21 protein-coding genes are annotated in these 22502 nt (G+C 63.2%); 8 read left to right on the top strand and 13 right to left on the bottom strand.

Annotation, left to right across the window (positions count from 1 at the left end):
- Positions 1 to 5: 5 nt before the first annotated feature.
- Entirely contained in the window at positions 6 to 644 is a 639-nt protein-coding gene (gene dhaL, locus NKK47_RS05940; protein WP_352575576.1) for a dihydroxyacetone kinase subunit DhaL, read from the top strand.
- Here dhaL and derI read toward each other — a convergent pair.
- From derI to NKK47_RS05925, 3 genes are read right to left on the bottom strand one after another with little or no spacing between them, the layout of a single operon-like run.
- Entirely contained in the window at positions 641 to 1084 is a 444-nt protein-coding gene (derI, locus tag NKK47_RS05935) for a D-erythrulose-4-phosphate isomerase (protein ID WP_023676015.1), read from the bottom strand. The two genes, dhaL and derI, sit on opposite strands and share 4 nt — an antisense overlap.
- A 26-nt stretch (positions 1085 to 1110) precedes the next feature.
- Complete coding sequence (locus NKK47_RS05930) at positions 1111 to 1869, bottom strand: triose-phosphate isomerase (protein WP_352575574.1); 759 nt, start codon at positions 1867 to 1869, stop codon at positions 1111 to 1113.
- A 10-nt stretch (positions 1870 to 1879) separates the two neighbouring features.
- Complete coding sequence (locus NKK47_RS05925; RefSeq protein ID WP_352575572.1) at positions 1880 to 2644, bottom strand: DeoR/GlpR family DNA-binding transcription regulator; 765 nt, start codon at positions 2642 to 2644, stop codon at positions 1880 to 1882.
- Positions 2645 to 2899: 255 nt separating this feature from the next.
- Between NKK47_RS05925 and fba the strand changes: the two genes are divergently transcribed.
- Positions 2900 to 3964, top strand: a complete 1065-nt coding sequence (fba, locus tag NKK47_RS05920) for a class II fructose-bisphosphate aldolase (RefSeq protein ID WP_352575570.1) — start codon at positions 2900 to 2902, stop codon at positions 3962 to 3964.
- A gap of 40 nt (positions 3965 to 4004) precedes the next feature.
- Here the strand turns inward: fba and NKK47_RS05915 are convergent, their stop codons facing one another.
- The 10 genes from NKK47_RS05915 to NKK47_RS05870 form a co-directional block, all read right to left on the bottom strand.
- Positions 4005 to 4943, bottom strand: coding sequence for a sugar phosphate isomerase/epimerase family protein (locus NKK47_RS05915; RefSeq protein WP_352575682.1), 939 nt, complete (start codon positions 4941 to 4943; stop codon positions 4005 to 4007).
- The gene (locus tag NKK47_RS05910) at positions 4943 to 6460 is read right to left on the bottom strand and encodes a glycerol-3-phosphate dehydrogenase (RefSeq protein WP_023676020.1); all 1518 of its coding nucleotides are present in this window, start codon (positions 6458 to 6460) and stop codon (positions 4943 to 4945) included. Before NKK47_RS05910 ends, NKK47_RS05915 begins: the two co-directional genes overlap by 1 nt.
- Positions 6461 to 6479: 19 nt before the next feature.
- Positions 6480 to 7520 (bottom strand): 2-hydroxyacid dehydrogenase, encoded by a 1041-nt coding sequence (locus NKK47_RS05905; protein ID WP_023676021.1) that lies wholly within the window; start codon positions 7518 to 7520, stop codon positions 6480 to 6482.
- 7 nt (positions 7521 to 7527) lie between these two features.
- Entirely contained in the window at positions 7528 to 9090 is a 1563-nt protein-coding gene (locus tag NKK47_RS05900) for an FGGY-family carbohydrate kinase (protein ID WP_352575567.1), read from the bottom strand.
- Positions 9090 to 10214 (bottom strand): ABC transporter ATP-binding protein, encoded by a 1125-nt coding sequence (locus tag NKK47_RS05895; protein ID WP_352575565.1) that lies wholly within the window; start codon positions 10212 to 10214, stop codon positions 9090 to 9092. The genes NKK47_RS05900 and NKK47_RS05895 overlap by 1 nt, the downstream gene beginning before the upstream one ends.
- On the bottom strand, positions 10211 to 11329 hold the full coding sequence (locus tag NKK47_RS05890) for an ABC transporter ATP-binding protein (RefSeq protein ID WP_352502996.1): 1119 nt from the start codon (positions 11327 to 11329) through the stop codon (positions 10211 to 10213). The genes NKK47_RS05895 and NKK47_RS05890 overlap by 4 nt, the downstream gene beginning before the upstream one ends.
- 4 nt (positions 11330 to 11333) lie before the next feature.
- Positions 11334 to 12191 carry a carbohydrate ABC transporter permease gene (locus tag NKK47_RS05885; protein ID WP_023676025.1) on the bottom strand — a complete coding sequence of 286 codons (858 nt, stop codon included), beginning with the start codon at positions 12189 to 12191 and terminating at the stop codon, positions 11334 to 11336.
- 9 nt (positions 12192 to 12200) lie between these two features.
- Positions 12201 to 13124 carry a carbohydrate ABC transporter permease gene (locus NKK47_RS05880; protein WP_352452414.1) on the bottom strand — a complete coding sequence of 308 codons (924 nt, stop codon included), beginning with the start codon at positions 13122 to 13124 and terminating at the stop codon, positions 12201 to 12203.
- 152 nt (positions 13125 to 13276) lie between these two features.
- Positions 13277 to 14722, bottom strand: a complete 1446-nt coding sequence (locus tag NKK47_RS05875; protein ID WP_352575563.1) for an ABC transporter substrate-binding protein — start codon at positions 14720 to 14722, stop codon at positions 13277 to 13279.
- 44 nt (positions 14723 to 14766) lie between these two features.
- The gene (locus NKK47_RS05870) at positions 14767 to 15741 is read right to left on the bottom strand and encodes a sugar-binding transcriptional regulator (protein ID WP_023676028.1); all 975 of its coding nucleotides are present in this window, start codon (positions 15739 to 15741) and stop codon (positions 14767 to 14769) included.
- Between the two features lie 227 nt (positions 15742 to 15968).
- On the opposite strand from NKK47_RS05870, the gene NKK47_RS05865 reads away from it, so the two are divergent.
- The 6 genes from NKK47_RS05865 (at position 15969) to NKK47_RS05840 (ending at position 22451) form a co-directional block, all read left to right on the top strand.
- The gene (locus NKK47_RS05865) at positions 15969 to 17012 is read left to right on the top strand and encodes a LacI family DNA-binding transcriptional regulator (protein ID WP_352575561.1); all 1044 of its coding nucleotides are present in this window, start codon (positions 15969 to 15971) and stop codon (positions 17010 to 17012) included.
- Between the two features lie 36 nt (positions 17013 to 17048).
- A complete protein-coding gene (locus tag NKK47_RS05860) occupies positions 17049 to 18317 on the top strand; it encodes an ABC transporter substrate-binding protein (protein ID WP_352575559.1) in 1269 nt (422 codons plus the stop codon).
- A 75-nt stretch (positions 18318 to 18392) separates the two neighbouring features.
- Positions 18393 to 19238 (top strand): carbohydrate ABC transporter permease, encoded by an 846-nt coding sequence (locus NKK47_RS05855; protein WP_352575557.1) that lies wholly within the window; start codon positions 18393 to 18395, stop codon positions 19236 to 19238.
- On the top strand, positions 19235 to 20077 hold the full coding sequence (locus NKK47_RS05850) for a carbohydrate ABC transporter permease (protein WP_023676032.1): 843 nt from the start codon (positions 19235 to 19237) through the stop codon (positions 20075 to 20077). The genes NKK47_RS05855 and NKK47_RS05850 overlap by 4 nt, the downstream gene beginning before the upstream one ends.
- A 21-nt stretch (positions 20078 to 20098) precedes the next feature.
- Positions 20099 to 21154, top strand: a complete 1056-nt coding sequence (locus NKK47_RS05845) for an ABC transporter ATP-binding protein (protein ID WP_352575555.1) — start codon at positions 20099 to 20101, stop codon at positions 21152 to 21154.
- 16 nt (positions 21155 to 21170) lie between these two features.
- The gene (locus NKK47_RS05840; RefSeq protein ID WP_352575553.1) at positions 21171 to 22451 is read left to right on the top strand and encodes an amylo-alpha-1,6-glucosidase; all 1281 of its coding nucleotides are present in this window, start codon (positions 21171 to 21173) and stop codon (positions 22449 to 22451) included.
- Positions 22452 to 22502 lie beyond the last annotated feature (51 nt).

The raw sequence follows: 22502 nt of genomic DNA, 5'->3' as shown, positions 1-22502 counted from the left end.
GCATCATGACCTCGATCGATTCAGTCGGCTTGAAAAGAATGTTCGATGAGATCGCGGCGGCGATCGACGCCGACAAGGACAGGCTCTGCCAACTTGACGGCGTCATCGGCGACGCCGACCATGGCATCGCCATGGCACTAGGCTTCACTGCTGCGCGCGATGCACTAGCGCAACTTGACCTCGCGGCGACCGAGCCGACGGCGCTGCTCAACACTGCGGCGAAATCCTTCCTCAACGCGGTCGGCGCCTCGTCAGGCCCGCTCTATGCGACCGCCTTCATGCGCGGTGCCGCCGCCGTCAAAGGCAAGGCAATTCTGGAGGACGCTGACATCATCGCCATGCTCCGGGCGATGGCGCAAGGCATCCAGGATCGCGGCAAGGCCGAGCTCGGCGAAAAGACCATGGTCGACGCCTGGCTGCCGGCGGCGCAAGCAGCGGGTGCCGCGCAGGAAGCCGGCAAGAGCCTGTCCGAGAGCCTGGAGACTGCACTTGCAGCGGCCGAACGAGGTGCCGAGGCGACCAAGGACATGATCGCCGCCAAGGGCCGCTCATCGCGGCTCGGCGAGCGCTCGCTCGGGCATATGGACCCCGGCGCCGCATCGGCCGTGACGATCATCAGAGCGATGCGGAACAGTCTGGCTTAACCCCGCTTCGCCGCGTCGAGCCTGTCGATCGCCTGGACATTGCCGGCCGATGGTCCCTTCTCATCGAATTCCGATGCAAGCCATGCATCGACGATCGACTTGGCCAGTTCCGGGCCGATGACGCGGGCGCCCATGGTGATGATCTGGGCGTTGTTGGATTTTGCCGCGCGCTCGGCCGAATAGGTGTCGTGGGTGAGTGCGGCGCGAATGCCGGGCACCTTGTTGGCGGATATGGATACGCCGATGCCGGTGCCGCAAAACAGGATGCCGCGATCGTTTTCGCCGTCCAGGATGGTCTGCGCGAGCTTCTGTGACAGGTCGGCATAGTAGCCCGACTGGCTGAGGTCGCTAACCGTGAGGCCGGGCTTGGTAGCGAGGTGAGCGGCAATGACGTCGAGCAGCGGCTTGCCGGCGCTATCAGCTCCAATGGCAATTTTCATGTTCCGTTTCCTTCCTGTTTGATGGTTCAGATCGCCGCCGAGGCGCGCTTGAGGATGTCGATATAGCCGTCCGCCTGCCAGGCCGAGCGGCCAATGAACAAGCCGTCGATGTTGGGCTGGCCGACCAGTTCGGCGGCATTTTGCGGATTGACGCTGCCGCCATAAAGCACCGGCGGCACCACCGGCAGCAGGTCGCGTGCGATTTTCTTGATTAGCGCCTGCTGCCTGTCGGCATAGTCCGAACTGGCCGGCACGCCCTTGTCGCCGATCGCCCAGACGGGCTCATAGGCAAACAGGATCGTCGCCGCCTTCGCCGCGCCTTCGAGAAACTGCAGCGCGCCGTGCACCTGCAAGGCCAGCACCGCTGCGGCCTGCCCGCTGTCGCGTTGAGCCAAGGTCTCGCCGACGCAGATGAGTGGCACGAGACCGTGCTTCACCGCCGCCGCAGTCTTCAGCCCGACAGCCTTGTCGGTCTCGCCGAAATGCTCGCGCCGTTCGCTGTGGCCGAGCTCGACCATGTCGAGCCCGCAGTCTTTCAGCATGACCGGCGAGATCTCGCCGGTCCAGGCACCGGCGTCGGCCCAATGCATGTTCTGCGCGCCGACCTTGATGCGCGTCGGCGACAGCGCTTTCTTGACCTCGCGGATCGCCGTGAAGGGCGGGATGACGAAAGGCTGGATGCGCTCGTCGAAACCGGGGACGAACTCCGCCAGCGCCTCGGCGAAAGCCAACGCCTCGGCGAGCGTCTTGTTCATTTTCCAGCTGGTGCCGACCCAATAAACCATACGTGCCCTCCTATTCTGCGATCACTGTCAGCGAAACGCCGGCACCATCCAGCGCGGCGCGCATCTGCGGCTGCGGCTCGCGGCCGGTGAAGACCGTGTCAAAGGCCTTGAGATCTGTCAGGAAGTGCAAGGCAGTGCGGCCGAATTTCCCATGATCGACCAGCAGATATTTGCGCGCTGCTGCGGCCATCATCAGCCGTTTGGTCTGGACCACTTCCTGATCCTGGTGAAAGGCAGAGGCACCATGGATGGCCGATGACGACAGGAACGCGACATCGGCGCGCAATGATTTCAGCGTGTCCTCGGCGAGCAGGCCGAAGAAGCCGTGAAACTTCTTGTTGTATTGGCCGCCGAGCGCAATCAGGTTGATGCCGGCAACGCCCGCCAAATCCTGGATGACAGCCAGATTGTTCGAGATCACCGTCAGCGGACGCAGATCGGCAAGATGCCGAGCAATGCCGCCCGCGGTTGAGCCGTCGTCGATGATCACCGTCTGACCCGGTTCGATCATCGTCACGGCAGCGGCGGCGATGCGCTTCTTCTCGTCGCCGGCCAGCCGCTGGCGGTAGCGGAAATCGCTCTCGAAAAGGCTGCTCGGCTGGATCGAGGCGCCGCCGCGCACCTTGCGCAGGAAGCCGCTTTCCTCGAGCTCGTCGAGGTCGCGGTGGACAGTCATCTTTGACACGCCGAAGCGTGAGGCAAGATCGTCGACACTGGCGGTGCCGATGTCCATCAGAAAATCCATGATGCCTTGGCGACGGCCGTCGCTCTTCATTTCCGCGGCTTCCTCGGGCAATCCGGTTCCGAGATATAACAGCAAACATCGCACAAGCCACCAAATTTTTGTGATAATGTTATATCTCTATGGGATATCATGACGCTTCTGGTCGCGTCCTGTAACAAGAATTGCTGCCGGCCGAGCGCTCAGCGGTTGCGGTGCCGCGGAAATCCGGCCAGAAGCATCAGGGGCTCGACGACAACCGAACGGCCCGCAAACACTGGCTCGAAACCGGATACGGGAGACTACTGAGTGGCTCGCATCACACTGAGACAATTGCTCGATCATGCCGCCGAATACGGCTATGGCGTGCCTGCCTTCAACATGAACAATATGGAACAGGGCCTCGCCATCATGGAGGCAGCCGAGGAGACCAAATCGCCGGTTATCCTGCAGGCGAGCCGCGGCGCGCGAGCCTACGCCAACGATGTGGTGCTGGCCAAGCTGATCGACGCGCTGGTCGAAATCCATCCCGATATCCCGGTCTGCATGCATCTCGACCATGGCAACAACGAAGCGACCTGCGTCACCGCGATCCAGCACGGCTTCACCTCTGTGATGATGGACGGATCGCTGAAGGAAGACGGCAAGACGCCGGCCGACTACGCCTATAATTCCGGCATCACCCGCCGCGTCGTCGACATGGCGCATTGGGGCGGCGTCTCGGTGGAAGGCGAGATCGGCGTGCTTGGATCGCTGGAGATGGGCGGCGGCGAGCAGGAAGACGGCCATGGCGTCGAGGGCGTCATCAGCCACGACCAGCTGCTGACCGACCCGGTGCAGGCCGAACAATTCGTGCGCGACACCCGTGTCGATGCGCTGGCCGTCGCCATGGGCACCAGCCACGGCGCCTACAAGTTCAGCCGCAAGCCGGACGGCGCTGTGCTGGCCATGAACGTCATCGAGGAAATCCACCGCCGTCTGCCGAACATGCATCTCGTCATGCACGGCTCGTCCTCGGTGCCGGAGGAACTGCAGGAGATCATCAACAAATATGGCGGCCAGATGAAGCCGACATGGGGCGTGCCGGTCGAAGAGATCCAGCGCGGCATCAAGCATGGGGTGCGCAAGATCAACATCGATACCGACAACCGCATGGCGCTGACCGGTGCGATCCGCAAGGTGCTGACCGAGAACCCGAGCGAATTCGATCCGCGCAAATATCTGACGCCGGCAATGGCCGCGATGCGGAAGCTGTGCAAGGAGCGCTTCGAGCAATTCGGCACCGCCGGCAACGCACCGAAGATCAAGCCGCTGCCGCAGTCGGAAATGGCCAAGCGCTACAAGTCCGGAAGCCTCGATCCGAAATTTGGCTGACGGTTCTGAGCAGGAGCTGCCTCAGCTCCTGCTCATCCGATCATGCTCGCGGCAAGAGATCGGCCCTGCCGGTCTCGATAAATGGTGCCCAGTAGTCGACCGACTCGCGGATCATGGCGATGACCTGGTGGTCGACGGGCTCGCGCTCGCGGAACGACAATTCGAGGCAGATCTCGTTGTCGACGCCGCCGCCGCGACGCACCGTCTGAAGGAGCTTTTCCGGCGTGATACGGCCGTCGTTGTTGTAGGTCGCAGTGAACGGCCAATGGCCGCCCTTGTTCATCGACGACTGCTTGACGTGGATGATCGGCGATTGCCTGGGAAAGGCTTCGGCCCAGGCATAAGGGTCGGTGTCCGCCGGATTGCTCGAGGTCACGTCGCCATGGTCGATGTCGACCATCATCTTGAGCGGGACGGCCATGCCGGCCGCTTCGATCTCGCGCTGCAGTGCCCGGCAGCTTTCGATCGTATGGCCGAATTCGCGGCCGACCGACATCGGCTCCCAGAACAGGTAGGTCAAGCCGGCTGCTTTGGCATGCTCGGCGACCTCGCGCCAGCATTCCAGCGCGATGTCGAAAAGCCGCGCGCGACGTTCAGGATTGTCGTAATCCCGGTGGGTGAAGATCGCGAATTGCGTGCCCATGCCCGCGGCGCCGAGCTCGGCCGAAACTTCTGAAAAGGTCTTGAACCAGTCGACGTAGTAGCGCCGCACGTCGGCATCGGGATGGCCGAAATGATTGAGCCTGCCGTAAGGGCCGGTCATCGCGGAGGTCACGCGCACACCGGTGCGGTTGAGCGCGGAGCGGAACAGGCGGACGAATTTGGCGATCGTCGCCGCCGGCCAGCCGGGATTGACGAATTCATGGGTGAGTTGGACGTCCCTGATGCCGATGTCGTAGGCGATCGCGTCGATCAGGTCGTCCGGCTCCGCAAAGCGGTTGACCAGCGGATTGGTGTTGAGCGAAAGCGTAAAGGCCATCAGCCGGCCTTTGCCAGCCGGCTCGAGCACCAGTCCTCGAAGGCGGTTCTTTCCGCGGCGGACAGATGCAGGCCGTGCTTGGTGCGCCTTTCGAGAATATCGGCGGCGGTCTCGGCCCATTCATGCTCGAACAGGTAATTGGCTTCGCGCTCGAAAAAATCCTTGCCGAAGCGCCGGCCCAGTTCGGCGAGCGAGGTGGCCGCGCCGACCAGATCGCGCGTCCTTGTGCCGTAGAGCCTGCCGTAATGCTTGACCAGCGATGCCGGCATCCAGGGAAATTCATGGCCGAGGTCGCCCAGAAACTGCTCGAAATCGGCATTGGCGATATCGCCGCCCGGCAGGTGCCCTTTCGAGGTCCACGGCTTGCCCATTTTCGGAAAGAACGGGGCGATACGGTCGAGCGCGTGCTCGGCCAATTTGCGGAAGGTGGTGATCTTGCCGCCGAAGACCGAAAGCAGCGGCGCCTGCCCAGCCGGTGCGTCGAGTTCGAATATGTAATCGCGGGTCACCGCGCTCGGATTGTCGGCATTGTCGTCATAGAGCGGCCTGACGCCGGAAAACGAGTAGACGACGTCGCTTCGTGCGAGCTGGCGCTTGAAGTAGCGATTGACTGCCTTGATCAGGTAATCGATCTCGCTCGCATCGGCGGTCACGTCCTCCGGCCGCCCGTCATAGGGAATGTCAGTGGTGCCGATCAGCGCCAGATCGTTCTGATAGGGATTGATGAAGATCACCCGCTTGTCGCTGTTCTGAACGAGATAGGCCTGCCGCCCTTCCCAGAATTTTGGCACGACGATGTGGCTGCCCTTGACCAGGCGCACGTTGCGCCTGGAATTCTGGCCGGCGACGCGGTTGATGACGTCGTCGACCCAGGGTCCGGCGGCGTTGATCAGCGCCCGTGCCCGGACTGTGGTCCTGACGCCGGTTCGACCGTCGCGCATCTCGATCGACCACAGGCCGTTTTCGCGACGGGCGGCTATGCAGGCGGTGCGGGTGAATATCCTGGCTCCGCGCTCAGCGGCGTCGAGCGCGTCGATGACGACCAGGCGAGCGTCATCGACCCAGCAGTCAGAATATTCGAAGCCGCGCTTGAAGGCGTCCTTGATCGGCGCGCCTTCGGGCGCGGTGCGCAGGTCGAGCGTACGCGTGGCCGGCAGCCGCTTGCGGCCGCCAAGATGGTCGTAGAGGAACAGGCCGAGCCGGACCAGCCAGGCCGGCCGGTCATCGGGGCTGTGCGGCAGCACGAAGCGCATCGGCCAGATGATGTGCGGCGCGGATTCGAGCAGCACCTCGCGTTCGATCAGCGCCTCCCGCACCAAGCGGAACTCGTAATATTCGAGATAGCGCAAACCGCCATGAACGAGCTTTCCCGATCGCGAACTGGTGCCCTCGGCGAGATCGTCTTTTTCGCAAAGAATGACCGACAGCCCCCGGCCTGCCGCATCGCGCGCGATACCGGCGCCATTGACGCCGCCGCCGATGACGAAGAGGTCGACGATTTCGGTTTCACCGCTCATCTCGCTCTATGCCCTGTCGTCAGCATGGATTGACCGGAGGCAGACCGGCGATGAAGCGGCGCACTTCCTCGGCCGCCTGCTCGGCCGCGTAGGTCACGGTGCGTACCGACGCGCCGGCGATATGCGGCGTCAGCGTCACGTTCGGCAGTTGCAACAGCGGCCAGTCGGCAGGCACTGGCTCGACGGCGAACGTCTCCAGCATAGCACTGCCGATGTGTCCCGAGACGAGCGCCTCGTAGAGCGCATCGTAGTCGACCAGCGGTCCGCGCGCGGTATTGACGAAGATCACGCCGGGCTTCATCCGGGCGATGGCGTCCTTGCCGATCAGGCCGCGCGTCTCCTCGGTGACCCGGGAATGCAGCGTGACCACATCGGAGCGCGATAGGAGATCGTCCAGCGCAACCAGTTCGACCCCGGCATTGCGGTCCTCGGCGTTCAATTGCACATATGGATCGCAGACCAGGATGCGGCAGCCGAAGGCGCGCAGCAGCCGTACCAGCCTGGTGCCGATATTGCCGTAGCCGATGACGCCGACGGTCATTTCGTTGAGCTCGCGGCCGGTACGGTCGGCGCGGTAGAGATCGCCGCGCCACTCGCCCTTGCGCAAGGCTTCGTGGCCGACGCGGATCAGCCGCGTTTCGGCGAGAATGGCGCCGATGGTGAACTCGGCTACGGCGCTGGCATTGCGGCCGGGCACATTGACAACGGTAATGCCGTGGGCCTTGGCGGCGGCCATGTCGATGTTGATCGGTCCGCCGCGCGAGACCGCAACCAGCTTGAGCGTGGGCAGGCGCTGCATCATGCTTTCGGAGAGCGGCGCAAGCTGGGTGACGAAGATTTCGGCGTCGCCGATGAAATCCACCACCTCGTCGGGATCGCCGAAATACTCCTTGACCTTGTCCAGACCAAGCGCGGCATTGCCGAATTGCATCGGCTCGTCGGGCCAAGCGGTCTCAATGCTGCGGATGTCGAGATTGTCGCCGCAGGCCGCCTCGATTTTCTCGCGAAACACTTCCGGAAGCATGAAGCGGTCGCCGATGATCGCAATTTTCTTGGGCATGCTCTTCTCAATTCACGTCGGTTTGCCTGGACGCGGCCATCGAGCGCCAGACCGGCCGCAGCGCCTCATGCGCCAATGTGTAGGACGGAGCCATCGCCTCATAGGCAGCGGCAAGTTTCCGATCGCTGGGTTCGGCCGTACGGAGCAAAGGCGTGACCCATTCGCTGACGCAATCGTCCATCGATGCGTATTGGCCGACGCAGACCGCAGCAATCATTGCGGCGCCCGCAGCACCGGCCTCCTCGCGCTCGCTGGTGCGAATGTCGGCTCCGACCGCAGCACCCAGGATCTTGCGCAGAGCCGGGCTCCTGGCCGCTCCGCCGGTCAGGCGGATTTCCTTGGGCAGTGGCCCCATGGCGGCGTAGCAATCGCGTGCCGCGAAAGCCAGCCCCTCGAACACCGCACGAACCATGTCGGCATAGCCGTGCCTGGACGAAATGCCGACGAAGCCGGCCCTGGCATTGGCATCGACGAACGGGCCGCGCTCGCCCGCCTCCGAGACATACGGCTGGTAGAGCAGCGAGCCTGGCTCGGACGACGATATCCACTGGTCGACCAGTGCGATCATCTCGCCATTGGTCCGCGTGATGCCTTGCGAGGCGAGAATGCCGGAGGCGAGGCCAAGGACCCAGTCGATGTTGAGCGTTGCCGCCATGTTCGACTGCATCTGCGCAAAGACGCCCGGTGCCGGCATCGTCATCGTGTAGCCGGTTGCAGCCTCGTTGAGCAGCACCTCGTCCGGTGTTTCGGCAAGCCGCATATGCATGCCGGTGGAACCGATGATCGAGCATCCCGGCTTGCGCTCGCGATCGAACAGGCCGGCGCCAAGCGCCGTGCAGGCGACATCGACATAGGCCAGAACGACCGGTGTGCCGGCGAGCAGGCCGGTCGCATCGGCTGCTGCCACCGACAGCGAGGTGCTTTGCCTGGTGCCATCGACGATGGGCGGCAACAGATGCCGGAGATCGGTGACGCCGAGTACCTCGAGCACATCATCGCAATAGCCGCGCGTGCGGAAGTCGCCGAAGGTGAAGGTGCCCTCGGACGGGTCGGTGGCGCGGTGGCCGGTCAACTTGAAATAGAGCCAGTCCTTGCAGTGGAACGCCGTCGCTGCATTGGCAAGCATCGCGGGCATGTGGCGCTTCATGAACACGAACTGCGATCCCTGCTGGCAGGCAGCGAGCCCGCTGCCGGTCTTTTCGAAGCGCAGCCGGTCCTCCGGCCGCGCGCGGATCTCCTCGACGACCGCGGCAGCGCGCGCGTCGAGCCACAGCCAGCCCTTGGCAACCGGCTCGCCATCCTTGTCGATCAGCCAGGTACCGTCGCCCTGCCCGGTCACGGCGATGGCAATGGTCCGGCTGGCGAGATCCGGCACCTTGTCGGCAAGCTCGCGCAAGGTCATCGCGGTATCGGCCCAGGTGCGTGTCAGGTCCTGCTCGGCGCCGCCGCCCGGCAGTGTCTCGTATTTATTGGGCAGCGCGGCGGACGCGATCTGCCTGCCCGCCGTGTCAAAGGCGACGGATTTTATGACAGACGTGCCGGCGTCGATGCCGATCAGCACATCCTGCATCAAGCAAGCTCCGTGCCGTGCGAAATGGCATTGCCGCTCGCCTGATCGAAGACGTGAAGGTTTTTCGGATCGATGCTGATCTTGATCGGCGCGCCAAGCTCCAAGCGGGTTCGGTCATGTTCGACCAGGACCAGCGAACCGCCGGCGAAATCGGCGGCGATATGGGTCTGGTCGCCGAGCCATTGATTGGCCGAAACCGTCGCCGGCACACCATCCTTCGAGCGGCGGACCGCATAGGGCCTGACGCCGATGACGACGCGCTGCCGGTTGAGCAATTCGTCGCGAACCGGGCCGCTGAACGCATCCTTGTCGTAGTCGAGCGAAAGCCCGTCGGGCAGCTTGAGACTGATCTTGTCGGCAGCCGTGCCGACATAGGCCTCGAAGACATTCATCGGCGGCTCGCCAACGAAGGTGCCGGTGAACAGGTTTGCCGGTCGCTCCTTGAGCCTGTCAGGCGTATCGAACTGCTGCAGCACGCCGCCCTCCATGACAGCGATGCGATCGGCCAGCGCATTGGCCTCGGTCTGGTCGTGGGTGACCAGAATCGCGGTCAGGCCACGCTCCTTGATGAAATGCTTGATGCGGCCGCGCAGCACGGCGCGAAGCTGCGGCTCAAGCTGGCCCATCGGCTCGTCCAGCAGATGCAGGTCGGCCTCGCGGATCAGCGCCCGGCCGAGGCTGGCGCGCTGCTGCTGGCCGCCGGAGATCGAGCTCGGATAGCGCTCGAGAATGTCCTCGATCTCGAGCAGCTTGGCGATGTTGGCAACCTTTGCATCGACCGCACTCTTCGCCAGCCTGGCGGCCTTGAGCGCGAAGGCCATGTTCTCGCGCACGGTCAGCGGCGGGTAGAGCGAATAACCCTCGAAAGCCATTGCGACGTTGCGCCTGACCGGCGGCAACGTGTGCACCTTGCGGCCGGCAACCGAGATGCTACCGCGCGAGACCTCTTCGAAGCCTGCGATCATACGCAATGTCGAGGTCTTGCCGCAGCCGGACGAGCCGAGCAGCGCCACGATCTCGCCCTTGGCGATTTCCATCGTCAGGTTCTTGACGGCATGTACGCCACGGTCGATCGGACCGTAGAATTTGTCGACGCCCGAAATGGTGATTGCGGTCGGGCTCATGCCGCTTCTCCGCTGCGCAAATTGACGACGTTTTTCGAGCCGATGCGCTCGCCGCTTGTGCGATCGAACAAAAGGGCGCTTTTACTGTCGACGGCAATGTAGACCTTGCCCTCGGATTGGCCCGGTGTCCCGGAAGGACGCGAAACCAGAATTTCACGGCCGCGCACGGTGCGCACCAGCGTGACGATCTTCTCGTTGAGCGGCGTCTCAGCCTCGACCGTCACCGGGATGGCGCCGAGCGTGCGTTCATCGACAAACGCCAGCGCCTCCGGCCGCAAACCGATCACGCAGTCACGGCCGACCGCCGCCTCATGAGCGCCGGCAAGATGGACCTGGACGTTGGACAGGCCGACATAGATGCCCTTGGCGTCCCGCGCCGGCTTGACGTCCAGAAGGTTGATGGTCGGGTCGCCGAACAGCCGGGCAATCTCGACATTGGCCGGCTCGCGATAGATCTGCTCGGGCGTGCCGAGCTGTTTGACGACGCCCTGCGACATCACCGCGATGCGGTCGCCGAGCGCCATCGCTTCCTTGTAGTCCTGGGTGACGTAGATGACGGTCGCGCCGCGATCCGCCAGCAGTCTTGGCAATTCCAGCCGCATTTCGAAGCGCAATTTGGCATCGACGTTGCGCAAGGGATCATCGAGCAGCAGCAGCGGCGGCGAGCCGACCAGGGCGCGGGCAAGCGCGGTGCGTTGCTTCTGGCCATTGGACAGCGCCCGCGGCTTGTGGCTGAGCACATGGCCGATTTTCAACAGCTTGGCGACGCTCTCGACGCCGGTCTTTATCGTGCCTTGCGATGAGTGCTTCGCCTGCAGCGGCGTCGCAATGTTATCGAACGCCGTCATATGCGGGAACAGCGCGAAGTTCTGAAATGCCATGCCGACGCCGCGGAACTCGGCGTCGAGATCGGTCATGTCCTCGCCGCCGATGAGTATCTTTCCCTCGTCGGGGTCGATGACGCCGGCCACCAGCCGCAGCAGCACGGTCTTGCCGGCGCCGGACGGCCCGAACAGGACCAGCGTTTCGCCGTCGGCGACGGTCAGCGACAGATTGTCGAGAACAGTCTGGCTTTTATAGCGCTTGACGATGTTTCGCAGTTCGAGGCTTGCCATCGGACTATCCTTTCACCGCGCCAAGCGACAGGCCTTCGACGAGATAGCGTTGCGCATAGAGCGCGAGCGCCAGCGTTGGCGTGATCGACAGCACGATCGCCGCCGAGATCTGGCCATACTGGATGCCCGAGGAGGTGATGAAGGCGAGCGCGCCGACCGTCACCGGCTGCTTGTCGGCCGAGGCGAGCACCAGCGCAAAAACGAAATTGTTCCAGGCAAAGATGAAGGCGAGCAGACCGGCAGCGGCAATGCCTGGGCCGGCGAGCGGCAGCGCGATCTTGCGGAAGGTGGCAAACCAGGAATGTCCGGCAATGCGGTAGGCGTATTCGATGTCGGCGGGAATGTCCTCGAAATAGCCGCGCACAATCCACAGGATCAACGGCAGGCAGATCAACTGATAGACCCAAATCAGCCCGATATAGGTGTTGGCCAGCCCGAGCTTCTGGAAATAGAGGGTGAGCGGCAGGAGCACCAGCAGCGCCGGCGCAAACCGGAACGACAGCAGCGTAAAGGCAATGTCCTCCGAGCCGCGGAATTTGTGCCGCGCAAAGGCGTAGGCCGCCGGAACGCCGAGCAGCAACGCGACGGCAACCGAGGTGACCGACAGGAAGACGGAATTCCAGAGGTTGCGCATGAAGGCGATGTCGAGCGTGCCGGCCGCCGTCATCAGCTTGCCGGTGATCAAGGCAGTGTAGTTGGCGAGCGTCGGCTCGAAGACAAGCTGCGGCGGAATCCGCAGGATTGTCTCATTGGTCTGGAACGACATCATCAGGATCCAGACGATCGGGAACATGAAGAAGATCACGACCAGCGCCAGGGCAATGCCGCGCAGGATGCGTTCGAGAAGCGAGGTGTGTTCCACGCCAGCCTCCTATGCCTGGCCGCGGGCGCGTTCGCGCAGTCGCAGCCAGTTCTTGATGAAAATGTTCGAGAGGAAATAGGTGATCGCCCACAGGATGATCATCAGTGCCGCCGAGCGGCCGACATTGGTCGACTGGAAGAAATTGAGATAGGCCTCGACCTGGAACACGGTCAGCGTGTCGCCCGGACCGCCCTGCGTCATGGCGTAGATGATGTCGAACTGCTGGATGGAATCGAGCAGGCGGAACAGGGTCGCCGTCAGGATGTAGGGGGTCAGCATCGGCAGTGTGATGCGGAAGAAGACGAAGCTGCGTGGCACGCCGTCGAGTGCTGCCGCCTCGAAGGGCTGCGTCGGCAGGCTGCGCAGGCCTGCAAGCAGCAGGATCATGATGAAGGGGGTGTAGACCCAAATGTCGACGAGCACGACGGTGAGCAGCGCCGTCGACGGAGACGAGGCCCAGCGGAAATCCTGCAACCCGATCAGGCTGGCGAGATAGCTGAGCACGCCGAAACCGGGATTGGTCATCAGCTTCCACATCAGCGCGGCGAGCGCCGGCGCCGTCATCAGCGGCATCAGCAGCATGATCGAGATGAAGTTGTTCAGCGTCGAGCGCTTTTGCAGCAGCATGGCGATGCCGAGACCGAGAAGCAGTTCAAGCACAACGGTGATGCCGGCGTAGAGCAGCGAGATCTCCAGCGTGTTCCAGAACTTCGGGTCGGTGAAGAAGGAGATATAGTTGTCGCCCCAGTTGAACTGCCGCGCCCAGGGTTGGCTCAACCGGTAGCGCTGGAACGAATAGACCACCGACGTCAGGAACGGGATCAGGATGCCGATGCAGACCAGCAGAGCCGGCAGGCTGAGGAGATAGGGCAGCACCCGCTTGCTGATCCTGAAGCCCGACGGCCTGTTTCTTTGTATTGTCGCCGCAGTCATCGGCTGCTCCGTCATCCTGTTGCTTCGCCGTCCCGGCCGCCCAAGGGAGCAAGGCGGCCGGTCGGGCGAGCAGGCGGCACCTTTCGGGACCGCGTCGCAAACGTATCACATCTCAAAGGCTGGCCCGCGGACGGGCCAGCCTTGGCCGCGGGTTAGCCGAGCCCGGCTTCCTTGAGCTGGCTGTTGATGCTCTCGGCCAGCTTGTCGAGACCCTCGTCGACCGGCACTTCCTTGGCCACCATCTTCTGCAGCGTCGCCGCCCATTCGGTGGTGAGATCGAAGAACAGCGGCTGCGGGGTGAACTTGATGCTGGCGCCCGGCGCCGAGACGTCGAACATCTCGACATAACCCGGATAGCTCTTGTTCAGCTTCTCGCGGAACATCTCGTCGTTCCAGACCGACTGACGAACCGGATTGACGAAGTCCATCTTGGTCGCACCGAACAATGCATGCTCGGGTCCGGATGCCCATTGCATGAAGTACCAGGTGGCGTCCTTGTCCTTGGAGAAGTTGGACATCGACAGCGACCAGATCCAGATATTGGGCGTCGGCGCCTTGGCGGCAGGATTGGCCTTGAATGCCGAAAAGGCGAGCTTGCCGGCCATCTTGTTGTCGCCGCCATTCATGAAGTAGCCAAGGATGTCGGCGTCGTAAATCATCGCCGAAGCACCTGCACCGAGATCGGTGCCGACCTGATACCAGGTGTAGGTCGACCAGTCCTTCGGGCCGCTCTCCTGGATCATCTGGACCCACTGCTTGTGGAAAGCCTTGGATTCGGCGGTGCTCATCGCGGCCGACAGCTTGCCGTCAGCCGAGACGTTCAGGTCCTTCTGGTCGAAATTGGCGTAAGCCGACAGGAATCCCGGGTGGATCGTCGCCCAGGAGCGCGAGCCGCGCACGCCGATGCCGTAGACGCCGCCACCGACGTCCTTGGTGAGCTTCGCCGCCGTAGCGACCATCTCATCCATATTGCCGGGAACGCTGACGCCGACCTTGTCGAACATGCCCTTGTTGTAGGTGATGTTGTTCTGCTCGAAGCCCCACGGAATGCACCACTGCTTGGCGTCTTCCGAACCGAGCACTCCGCCCGGCTGGCCGTTCCAGGCGCAGGACTTTCTGACGCCGGGCAGGAAGTCGTCCCAGGCATATTTCGGGTTGGTCTTGGCCGAATCCTTGATCCATTCGTTGAGGTCGGTGATCCAGCCGGCCGGACCGTAGGTCCAGGTCATGTAGGCGCCGGTCATGAAGGCATCGTATTCGGGCGAGCTGGCCGACAGCGCGGCGGTAACCTTGTCGAAATAGACGTCTTCGGGGAACACGTCATAGACGACTTCCATGCCGGTCAGCTTCTTGAAATTGTCGAGGTTGGCAATCATCGCATCGGCGTAAGGATGCTTGTTGAGCAGCAGCTTGATGGTTTTGCCCTTATGCGCCTGCCAGTCGAAATCAGCCGCCAGGGCGCGGGTCTGCCCGAAATTGAGCAGTGTGCCGGCGGTGCTGGCGGCAAGGCCCATTGCACCGAGGCCCTTGATCAGCCCACGGCGGTCGACTTGTCCACGCAGGAATGCGTCGATGAGGTCTTTCTCTTTCTCATGCATTTCTCTTCTCCTCCACAGGGTAGTTTCAACGAAATGGTTGCCGGCTACCCGACCGGCGTCTGTTCCACGAGCGATCGCGCCGTCCGCTCGTCGGTTATCAAGCCTTTGAGATAACGGCCCTCCAGCACTGACTTGATGGCGCGAACCTTCACCTTGCCGCCGGCGACGGCGACAATCCTGCGGTTGCTGATGTCTTCGCGCGCCAGTGCCAGCGCCCGGTCGGAAAGCGTCGTCGCAACGGCCTTTCCGGCATCGTCGAAGAAATGGCCGAGCAGTTCGCCGACACCGCCGTTGCGGCGGATCTCCTCCATCTCGCCCTTCTCGATCATACCGGTGGCGACAAGCGAGGCCTCACGTTCGGCGGTGCCGATGCCGGCGATGAGCAGGTCGGCGGACTTGGCGAGGTCGAAGACATCGCTGACGCCTTTCTGCCCGAGCAACACCGTTCGATCCTCGACCGTGTTGGCGAACATCGGTACGGGCATCACATAGGCCTCCGCACCAGTCCGCTCGGCGACGCGGTGGATGACGTCATGCGGATTGGCCGAGAACTTGCGCGTCAGGCCGCCAAGCAGCGAGACGAAACGGATCCTGCCGGCCGATATGCGCGGCAGATATTCCACGCAGGCGGCAAGCGTGCGGCCGTGGCCGACGCCGATCAGCGCCTCTTCGCCGCGTTCGATCTCGCGCTTGAGAAACTGCGCGCCAGCAATGCCGAGCGCCTTGAGCGGCAGGTCTTCGGCATCGAAGTCCGGAACCACCTCGCAGTAGTCGAGGCCGTACCGGCCGGACAACTCATCCTCAAGCTCCACGCATTCGGAGACTTCGCCGTCGATGTAGACTTTGACCAGGCCTTCCTGATTGGCCTTGGTGATCAGGCGATGCGCCTTGAGACTGGTCAGGCCAAGCCGTTTGGCGACCTCCGACTGGGTCAGGCCGCCGGCATAGTGAAGCCAGGCGGCACGGGCTGCCATGCCGGTCTCATCGTCGCGCAGCAGGCCGTTGCCAAAACCAACCATTTCCGCCCTTTGATATTTTTATCAGTTGCTGCAAAATTTTTCACAAGGCGTCGCCCGAGTCAAGCAACCGCTGCGTTTAAATCTCCGGCCAGGAGCTTGCCGGCCGGGGCCGAATAGAGCCGCGCTAACCAACGCGCAAGAAACAACACCGACCGCGCGCCATTTAAAACGTTTGCAATTTCGCTTGAAGTGATTACAAACGTTTCATACTTCGTTCGGGAGGAACGATGCCGGCCCGCGTTACGACCCTCAAGGAACTTGCTGCGCAACTCGGCCTGTCGATCACGACCGTTTCGCGCGCCCTTGCCGGCCACGAGCAGATCGCCTTGAAAACGCGCCAACGTGTCACCGAGGCCGCGCGCCAGGCCGGCTACGTGCCGAACACCGCAGCCCGCACGCTGGTCTCCGGCCGCAGCGGCTTCGTCGGCATGGTACTGCCGATCCGCGGTCCCAATCTGGTCGATTCCTTCCTCGGCGAATTCGTCACCGGATTGGGCGAAGGGCTGGTTTCGCACGGCTCCGACCTGATCCTGGCCGCAGCAGCGCAAGGCCAGTCGGAACTTTCCGTGCTTCGCCATGTCGTCGAATCCGGACGCGCCGACGGCGTCGTCGTCACCCGCATCGCCGAGGTGGACGAGCGGCTTGCCTATCTGCGTCACCGCAATTTCCCGTTCGTCGCGCATGGCCGGCTGCTCGACGGCGACTTTGCCTACCATTGGCTCGATACCGATGGCGCGCACGCATTCGGCGAGGCCTTCGACATGCTCTACGATCTCGGACACCGCCATTTCGGCCTGGTGACGATTTCCGAGCCGATGACATTTCGCCATCTCAGACAGGACGGGCTCGCCGCCGCGATCGCCCGCCGGGGCGATCCGTCCGTCAGGCTCGATGTGGCGACGGCGCCGCGTTTCGATCGCGGTGCCCGCATCCAGGCAATCAACCGGCTTCTGCACGCCACCGAGCGGCCGACGGCGATTGTCGCGCTGTTCGACGAGCTGGCGCTGACTGTGATGGAAGAGGCGGGGCGCGCCGGACTTGCCATTCCTCGCGACCTTTCGGTGATCGGCTTCGACAACATAGCCGCCTCCGCCTATGCGCCGCCGGGGCTGACCACTTTCGACGCCTCGATCCGCCGGTGCGCGCGCGAGATCGGCGAGATGCTGCTGACCGTCATCGGCGACAGGCCGGACGCGCCACTGACGCGGCTGGTCCGGCCGACACTTGTCTCGCGGGCAAGCCATGGCCCGGCACCCACAGGACGGAACTGACGCCTTAGCGGCGCACAACCAGGGAGGAAGACGACGATGAATGCGTTGAGGACATTGGCAGGTGCGGTGCTGGCGTTGTCGCTTGCTGCCGGCGCAGCACAAGCCCAGCAGGTGTTGTTCTGGTCGACACAGGCGCGACCAGTGGAAGAGACACAGAAGATGCGCAGCGAAGTGCTGAAGGGGTTTGACGGCCAGGTCGACTATCAGGTCGCCGAGGACGGGCCCTGGCTCACCCGCCTTCAGGCCGAACTGCAGGCCGGCTCCGGCACCATAGGCGTGCTCGGCGGCCTGCACGGAGACTTCTCCACCGTCGGCGCGAACCTTGTCGATCTCTCTGGCGTCGATCTCGGTGGCGTCAAGGTCAACGAGACCTACAAGAAGCTCGGCATGCTCGGCACCGGCGAGCAGAAGTACCTGCCATGGATGCAGGCCACCTTTCTGATGGCGGCCAACAAACAGGCGCTGCAATATCTGCCGGCCGGCACCGATCTCAACACCATCACTTATGACCAACTGATCGAGTGGGCGAAAAACATCGCTGAAAAGACCGGTTCGCCCAAATTCGGTTTTCCGGCCGGCCCGAAAGGGCTGAAGCACCGTTTCTTCGAGGGTTTTCTCCTTCCATCGTATACCGGCTCGATGGTGACGAAGTTCCGCTCGGCGGAGGCCGAGACGGCGTGGAATAAGTTCAAGGAATTGTGGCAATACACCAACCCGAATTCGACCAACTATGCCTTCATGCAGGAGCCGCTGCTGACCGGCGAAGTCTGGGTGGCATTCGATCACGTGGCGCGCCTCGCCGACGCCTTCAACCAGAAACCCGACGAGTTTGTCGCCTTCCCGGCGCCGGCTGGCCCGGCAGGCCGCGGCTACATGCCGGTGGTGGCCGGTGTCGCTATCCCGAAGACCTCGCCTGACATGGACAAGGCCAAGGCGCTGGTCGCCTATATGCTGAAACCGGAAACCCAGATCGCGACGCTGAAGGCGACAAACTTCTTCCCCATCGTCGACGTCAAGCTGCCCGACGACATGCCGGCCTCGGTGAAGGCCTTCAGCCCAGTGATCGCCACCATGACCGGAGCTCCCGATGCGTTGCCGGCGCTGCTGCCGATGGGACTTGGCGGCCTCGGTGGCAAGTTCAATCAGATCTACACCGACAGCTTCGAGCGCATCGTGCTCGGCGGCGAGGATGTGCACGGCGTGCTCGACGAACAGGCGACGGCGCTGAAGGCGATCATCGACCAGGCGAAGGCGCCATGCTGGGCGCCCGACAAGCCCTCGCAAGGCGCCTGCCCGGTCGATTAAGAATCCTCCCGGGCGTCCGGATTTCCAGCGCGCCGGGCGCCCACCCCTTTTGAAGCTTCGAATAGAGAGCGCTCCATGCACAGCAAGGCCCTGCCCTATCTGCTGCTGACGCCGGCGACGCTGTTCCTCTGTGTCTTTTTCCTCTACCCGTTCGTGTTGGTCGCCTTCGAGGCGTTCACCCGCGACGGCGGCTTTACGCTCGACAATTTCCGCACCATCGCGGGCAGCTGGAAGTTTCCGGTCACTGTCCGCAATACGCTGCTGCTGAGCGCCATCCTCGTGCCGATCCAACTGGTGATGGCGCTGCTGATGGCAACGGTGGTGTCGCGGCTTGAAACCGGGCGCAGCGCTGCGCTTTACATCTTCGCTATTCCGCTCGGCATCTCCGATCTCGCCGCCGGGCTGATCTGGCTCGCCATCTTCGACCAGTCCGGCTTCCTGAACACCTTGCTCTCCAATCTCGGCGTCATCGACAGGCCGGTTATGTTCCTCGGCTACCAGAGCAAGCTGACGATCTTCATCGCCGTGGCGCTGGCTGAGATCTGGCGCGCGACCGCCATCATGATGGTCATTCTGGTCGCCGGCATGGGGCTGATCCCCCGGGAATACTACGAGGCGGCGGAGGTCTTTGGCGCTAGCCCGTGGAAGCGCTTCATCAAGATCACGCTGCCTCTGCTGCGCCCAAGCCTGCAGACGGCGATCATCCTGCGCGTCATCCTTGCCTTTGAGGTCTTTGCCGTGGTTGCAGCACTCGGCGGCACCAATCTGCCGGTGCTGATGGGCGAGACCTACAATTGGCAGTTCACGCTGCAGGACCACAATGTCGCCGCCGCCATGGCGCTGTTCATCCTCGCCATCTCGATCGGCTTCACGCTGTTCTTCCTGCGGGTGCTGCGTGTGCCGAAGGAGACTCGCATATGAGCACTGTCGCGGAGCTCTCGATCGCCGCGCCTGAGGCCCGCAAAGCCGGCAACTGGTTGCTGGTCGCAACGGTCATCCTGCTTTGCGTCTGGGTGCTGCTGCCGATCTATCTGTTGATCGTCAACGCGCTGTCGTCGCCGGAAGAGGTGACCGCCTTTCCCAAGCGCTTCTTCCCGTCATTCGATTTCGGCAGCCTTTCTTTCTTCATCAATTTCGCCGGCGTCGCCAAGGCGCTGTGGAACTCCGTTCTCGTCGCCACGCTGACGATGCTCCTCTCGATCGGCTTCGGCGCACCCGCGGGCTACGCGCTGTCGCGCTTCGAATTCCCGGGCAAGGAAACGTTCCGTTTCCTTGTGCTGATGACCCGCGCCTTCCCGCTGCCGCTGCTGGCGCTGCCGCTGGCGGTGATGTTCATCCGCACCGGCCTCGACGACACCGCGATCGGGCTGGCGCTGGTCCACACCACGCTGGCGCTGCCGTTTGCGGTGCTGATCACCTTCTCGCTGTTCTCCGGCATTCCCGTCGAGCTGGAGGAGGCGGCCTGGACGCTCGGCTGCACGAGATTGCAGGCATTCCGAAAAGTCATTCTGCCGCTGGCGCTGCCGGGCATCGCGGCGTCGGCGGTGTTTGCCTTCACCATCTCCTGGAACGAGGTGTTTGCGGCCGCAGTGCTCACCATAGAGAACCGGACGCTGACCGCCTTCCTGTTGCAGAGCCTCGGCGAATCGCCGCTCTACCTCAAATTTGCCGGTGGCGCGGCACTGGTCATTCCGGCGCTGATCTTCATCTTCGCCGTTCGCAAATATCTGTTCGCCATGTGGGGGATCGCCAACCGATGACGCGCACAAAAGAGAACGCCGATGGCTGAGATCGTCATCGAGCAGGTGGCAAAACGTTTCGGCGGCTTCACCGCGCTGCATTCGATCGACCTGACCATCGCCGACCAGGAATTCATGGTGCTGCTTGGCGCCTCGGGTTGCGGCAAGACCACGCTGCTGAGGATCGTCGCCGGGCTGGAAACGCCAAGCCAGGGCGAGGTCTGGATCGGCGGCCGTCGCGTCGACCATCTGCCGCCGCGCGAACGCGGCATCGCTATGGTGTTCCAGAATTACGCCGTGTTTCCGCACCTGACGGTATTCGAGAATATCGCCTTCGGCCTGCGCATGAAGAAGCTGCCGCAGCAGGAGGTCGACAGGCGCGTCAACCGCACCGCCGAGCTCATGCATATCGAACAGCTTTTGAAGCGCTATTCGGGCCAGCTTTCCGGCGGTCAGCGCCAACGCGTGGCTGTGGCCCGGGCCCTGGCGATGGAGCCTGACGTGATCTTGATGGACGAGCCGCTGTCCAACCTAGACGCGCTGCTGCGGCTCGAAATGCGCGCCGAGCTCAAAGGTGTGCTCGCGGCGTCCAAGACCACCACCATCTACGTTACCCACGACCAGGTCGAGGCGATGAGCCTCGCCGACCGCATCGCCGTCATGCATCAGGGCCGTATCGTCCAGGCCGCCTCGCCGGTAGAGGTCTACCGCAATCCGGCGGCCCGCTTCGTCGGCTCCTTCATCGGCAACCCGCCGATGAATTTCATCCCGGCGACGAAGACGGCCGACGGCAGTTGGACCGTCGCCGGGCTGACGCTGCCCGGCCCCAAATCGGACAAGCGGACGATAGAATTCGCCATTCGCCCCGAGGATGTGGACGCCGGCAACGAAGGTGTTAACGCCACCGTGCGCGTTGTCGAGCCGCTCGGACCGCACACGCTGGTCACCTGCGACGTCGAGGGCGGCCTGTTCCGCGCCATCCTCGAATCGAATGCCACGGTCGCCGTCGGCGATCACTTGCGGCTTTCGCCCAAACCCGATCGCGTCCGCTGGTTCGATCCCGAAACCACCAACGCCTTTGATCCCCTTCGATTCTGAAAGTACGAACGCCCCGATGATATCTCTTGCTGTCGACCAAACCATCGCCCGCGCCGTCGAGGTGCTCAGGGAAAATGACCAAGGCACCTATACCATACCGACCAAGGGGCTCTACCCGTTTCAGTGGAACTGGGATTCCTGCCTGACCGCGCTCGGCCTTGCCCACTATGACGAGGGGCGCGCCTGGACCGAGATCGACACGCTGTTCGCCCACCAATGGCCAGACGGCATGGTGCCGCACATCGTCTTCCATGTCTGGAGCGACGGCTATTTCCCCGGGCCGGAGGTCTGGCGAACCAACCGCCCGACTGCCACCTCCGGCATCACCCAGCCGGCGGTCGCCGGCTTTGCCGTGCGCCGCTTGTTCGACCAGGCCAAGGACAAGACCCTGGCGGCCGAGCGCGCCCGCGCGCTGTTGCCGAAAATCGATGCCTGGCACCGCTGGTTCTACGAAAATCGCGACCCGGACGGCGAAGGGCTGGTCGCCATAATCCACCCATGGGAGTCCGGCCGCGACAACTCGATCGACTGGGACGAGGCGTTCGAGCGCGTGCCGACCGAAGGCGTCGAGCCCTACACGCGCCGCGACATCCTGCACGCCGATCCGGCGCATCGTCCAACCAAGGCACAGTATGACCGCTATGTCTGGCTGTTGCAGCATTTCCGCGGGCTTGGCTGGGATAATGCCCGGCTGCACGATGTCTCGCCATTCCAGGTCGTCGATCCCGGCTTCAACGCCATCCTGATCCGTTCCGCCGCCGACCTTGCCGATCTCGCCGAGGCACTTGGCGAAACCGAAATCGCAGAAGCCAATCGCGCCCGTGCCGAAAAGGGGCTTTCGGCAATGGAACGGCTGTGGAGCGACGCGCATGGCCAGTACATTTGTTTCGACCGAGTGGCCGGAAAGCATGTTGACAGCGCGTCGGTCGGCGGCATTCTGTCGGTATTTTCGGCCATCCCGGAAAGCCGGGCAGCGACCATCGCTGCAACGATCGAGCGCATCGCCGGCAAAGCGCGTTACATCGTCCCGTCGCACGATCCTGAGGATGGGCGCTTCGACCCAAAGCGCTACTGGCGCGGCCCGGTCTGGCTGGTGGTCAACTACATGATCGCCGACGGCCTTGCCGCCGCCGGCCACAGCCAAATCGCACAACGGATCACGCAATCCAGTCTCGAGCTGATCGCCGAGAGCGGTTTTGCCGAATATTACGATCCCCTCAGCGGCGAGCCGCTCGGCGGCAATCGCTTCACCTGGACCGCGGCAATGGTGATCGAGTTCCTGAAGGGCAGAGCCTGAACGCTTCCGCCTAGGCCGCCGGCTACCAAAGCCCGTTCTGTCTGCCGAATA

This window comes from Mesorhizobium sp. M0019 (assembly GCF_040323975.1).
In the GTDB taxonomy this organism is placed as follows: domain Bacteria; phylum Pseudomonadota; class Alphaproteobacteria; order Rhizobiales; family Rhizobiaceae; genus Mesorhizobium.
Note: the sequence above shows the minus strand (reverse complement) of the source record. Positions and strands in the feature narration are given on the sequence as shown.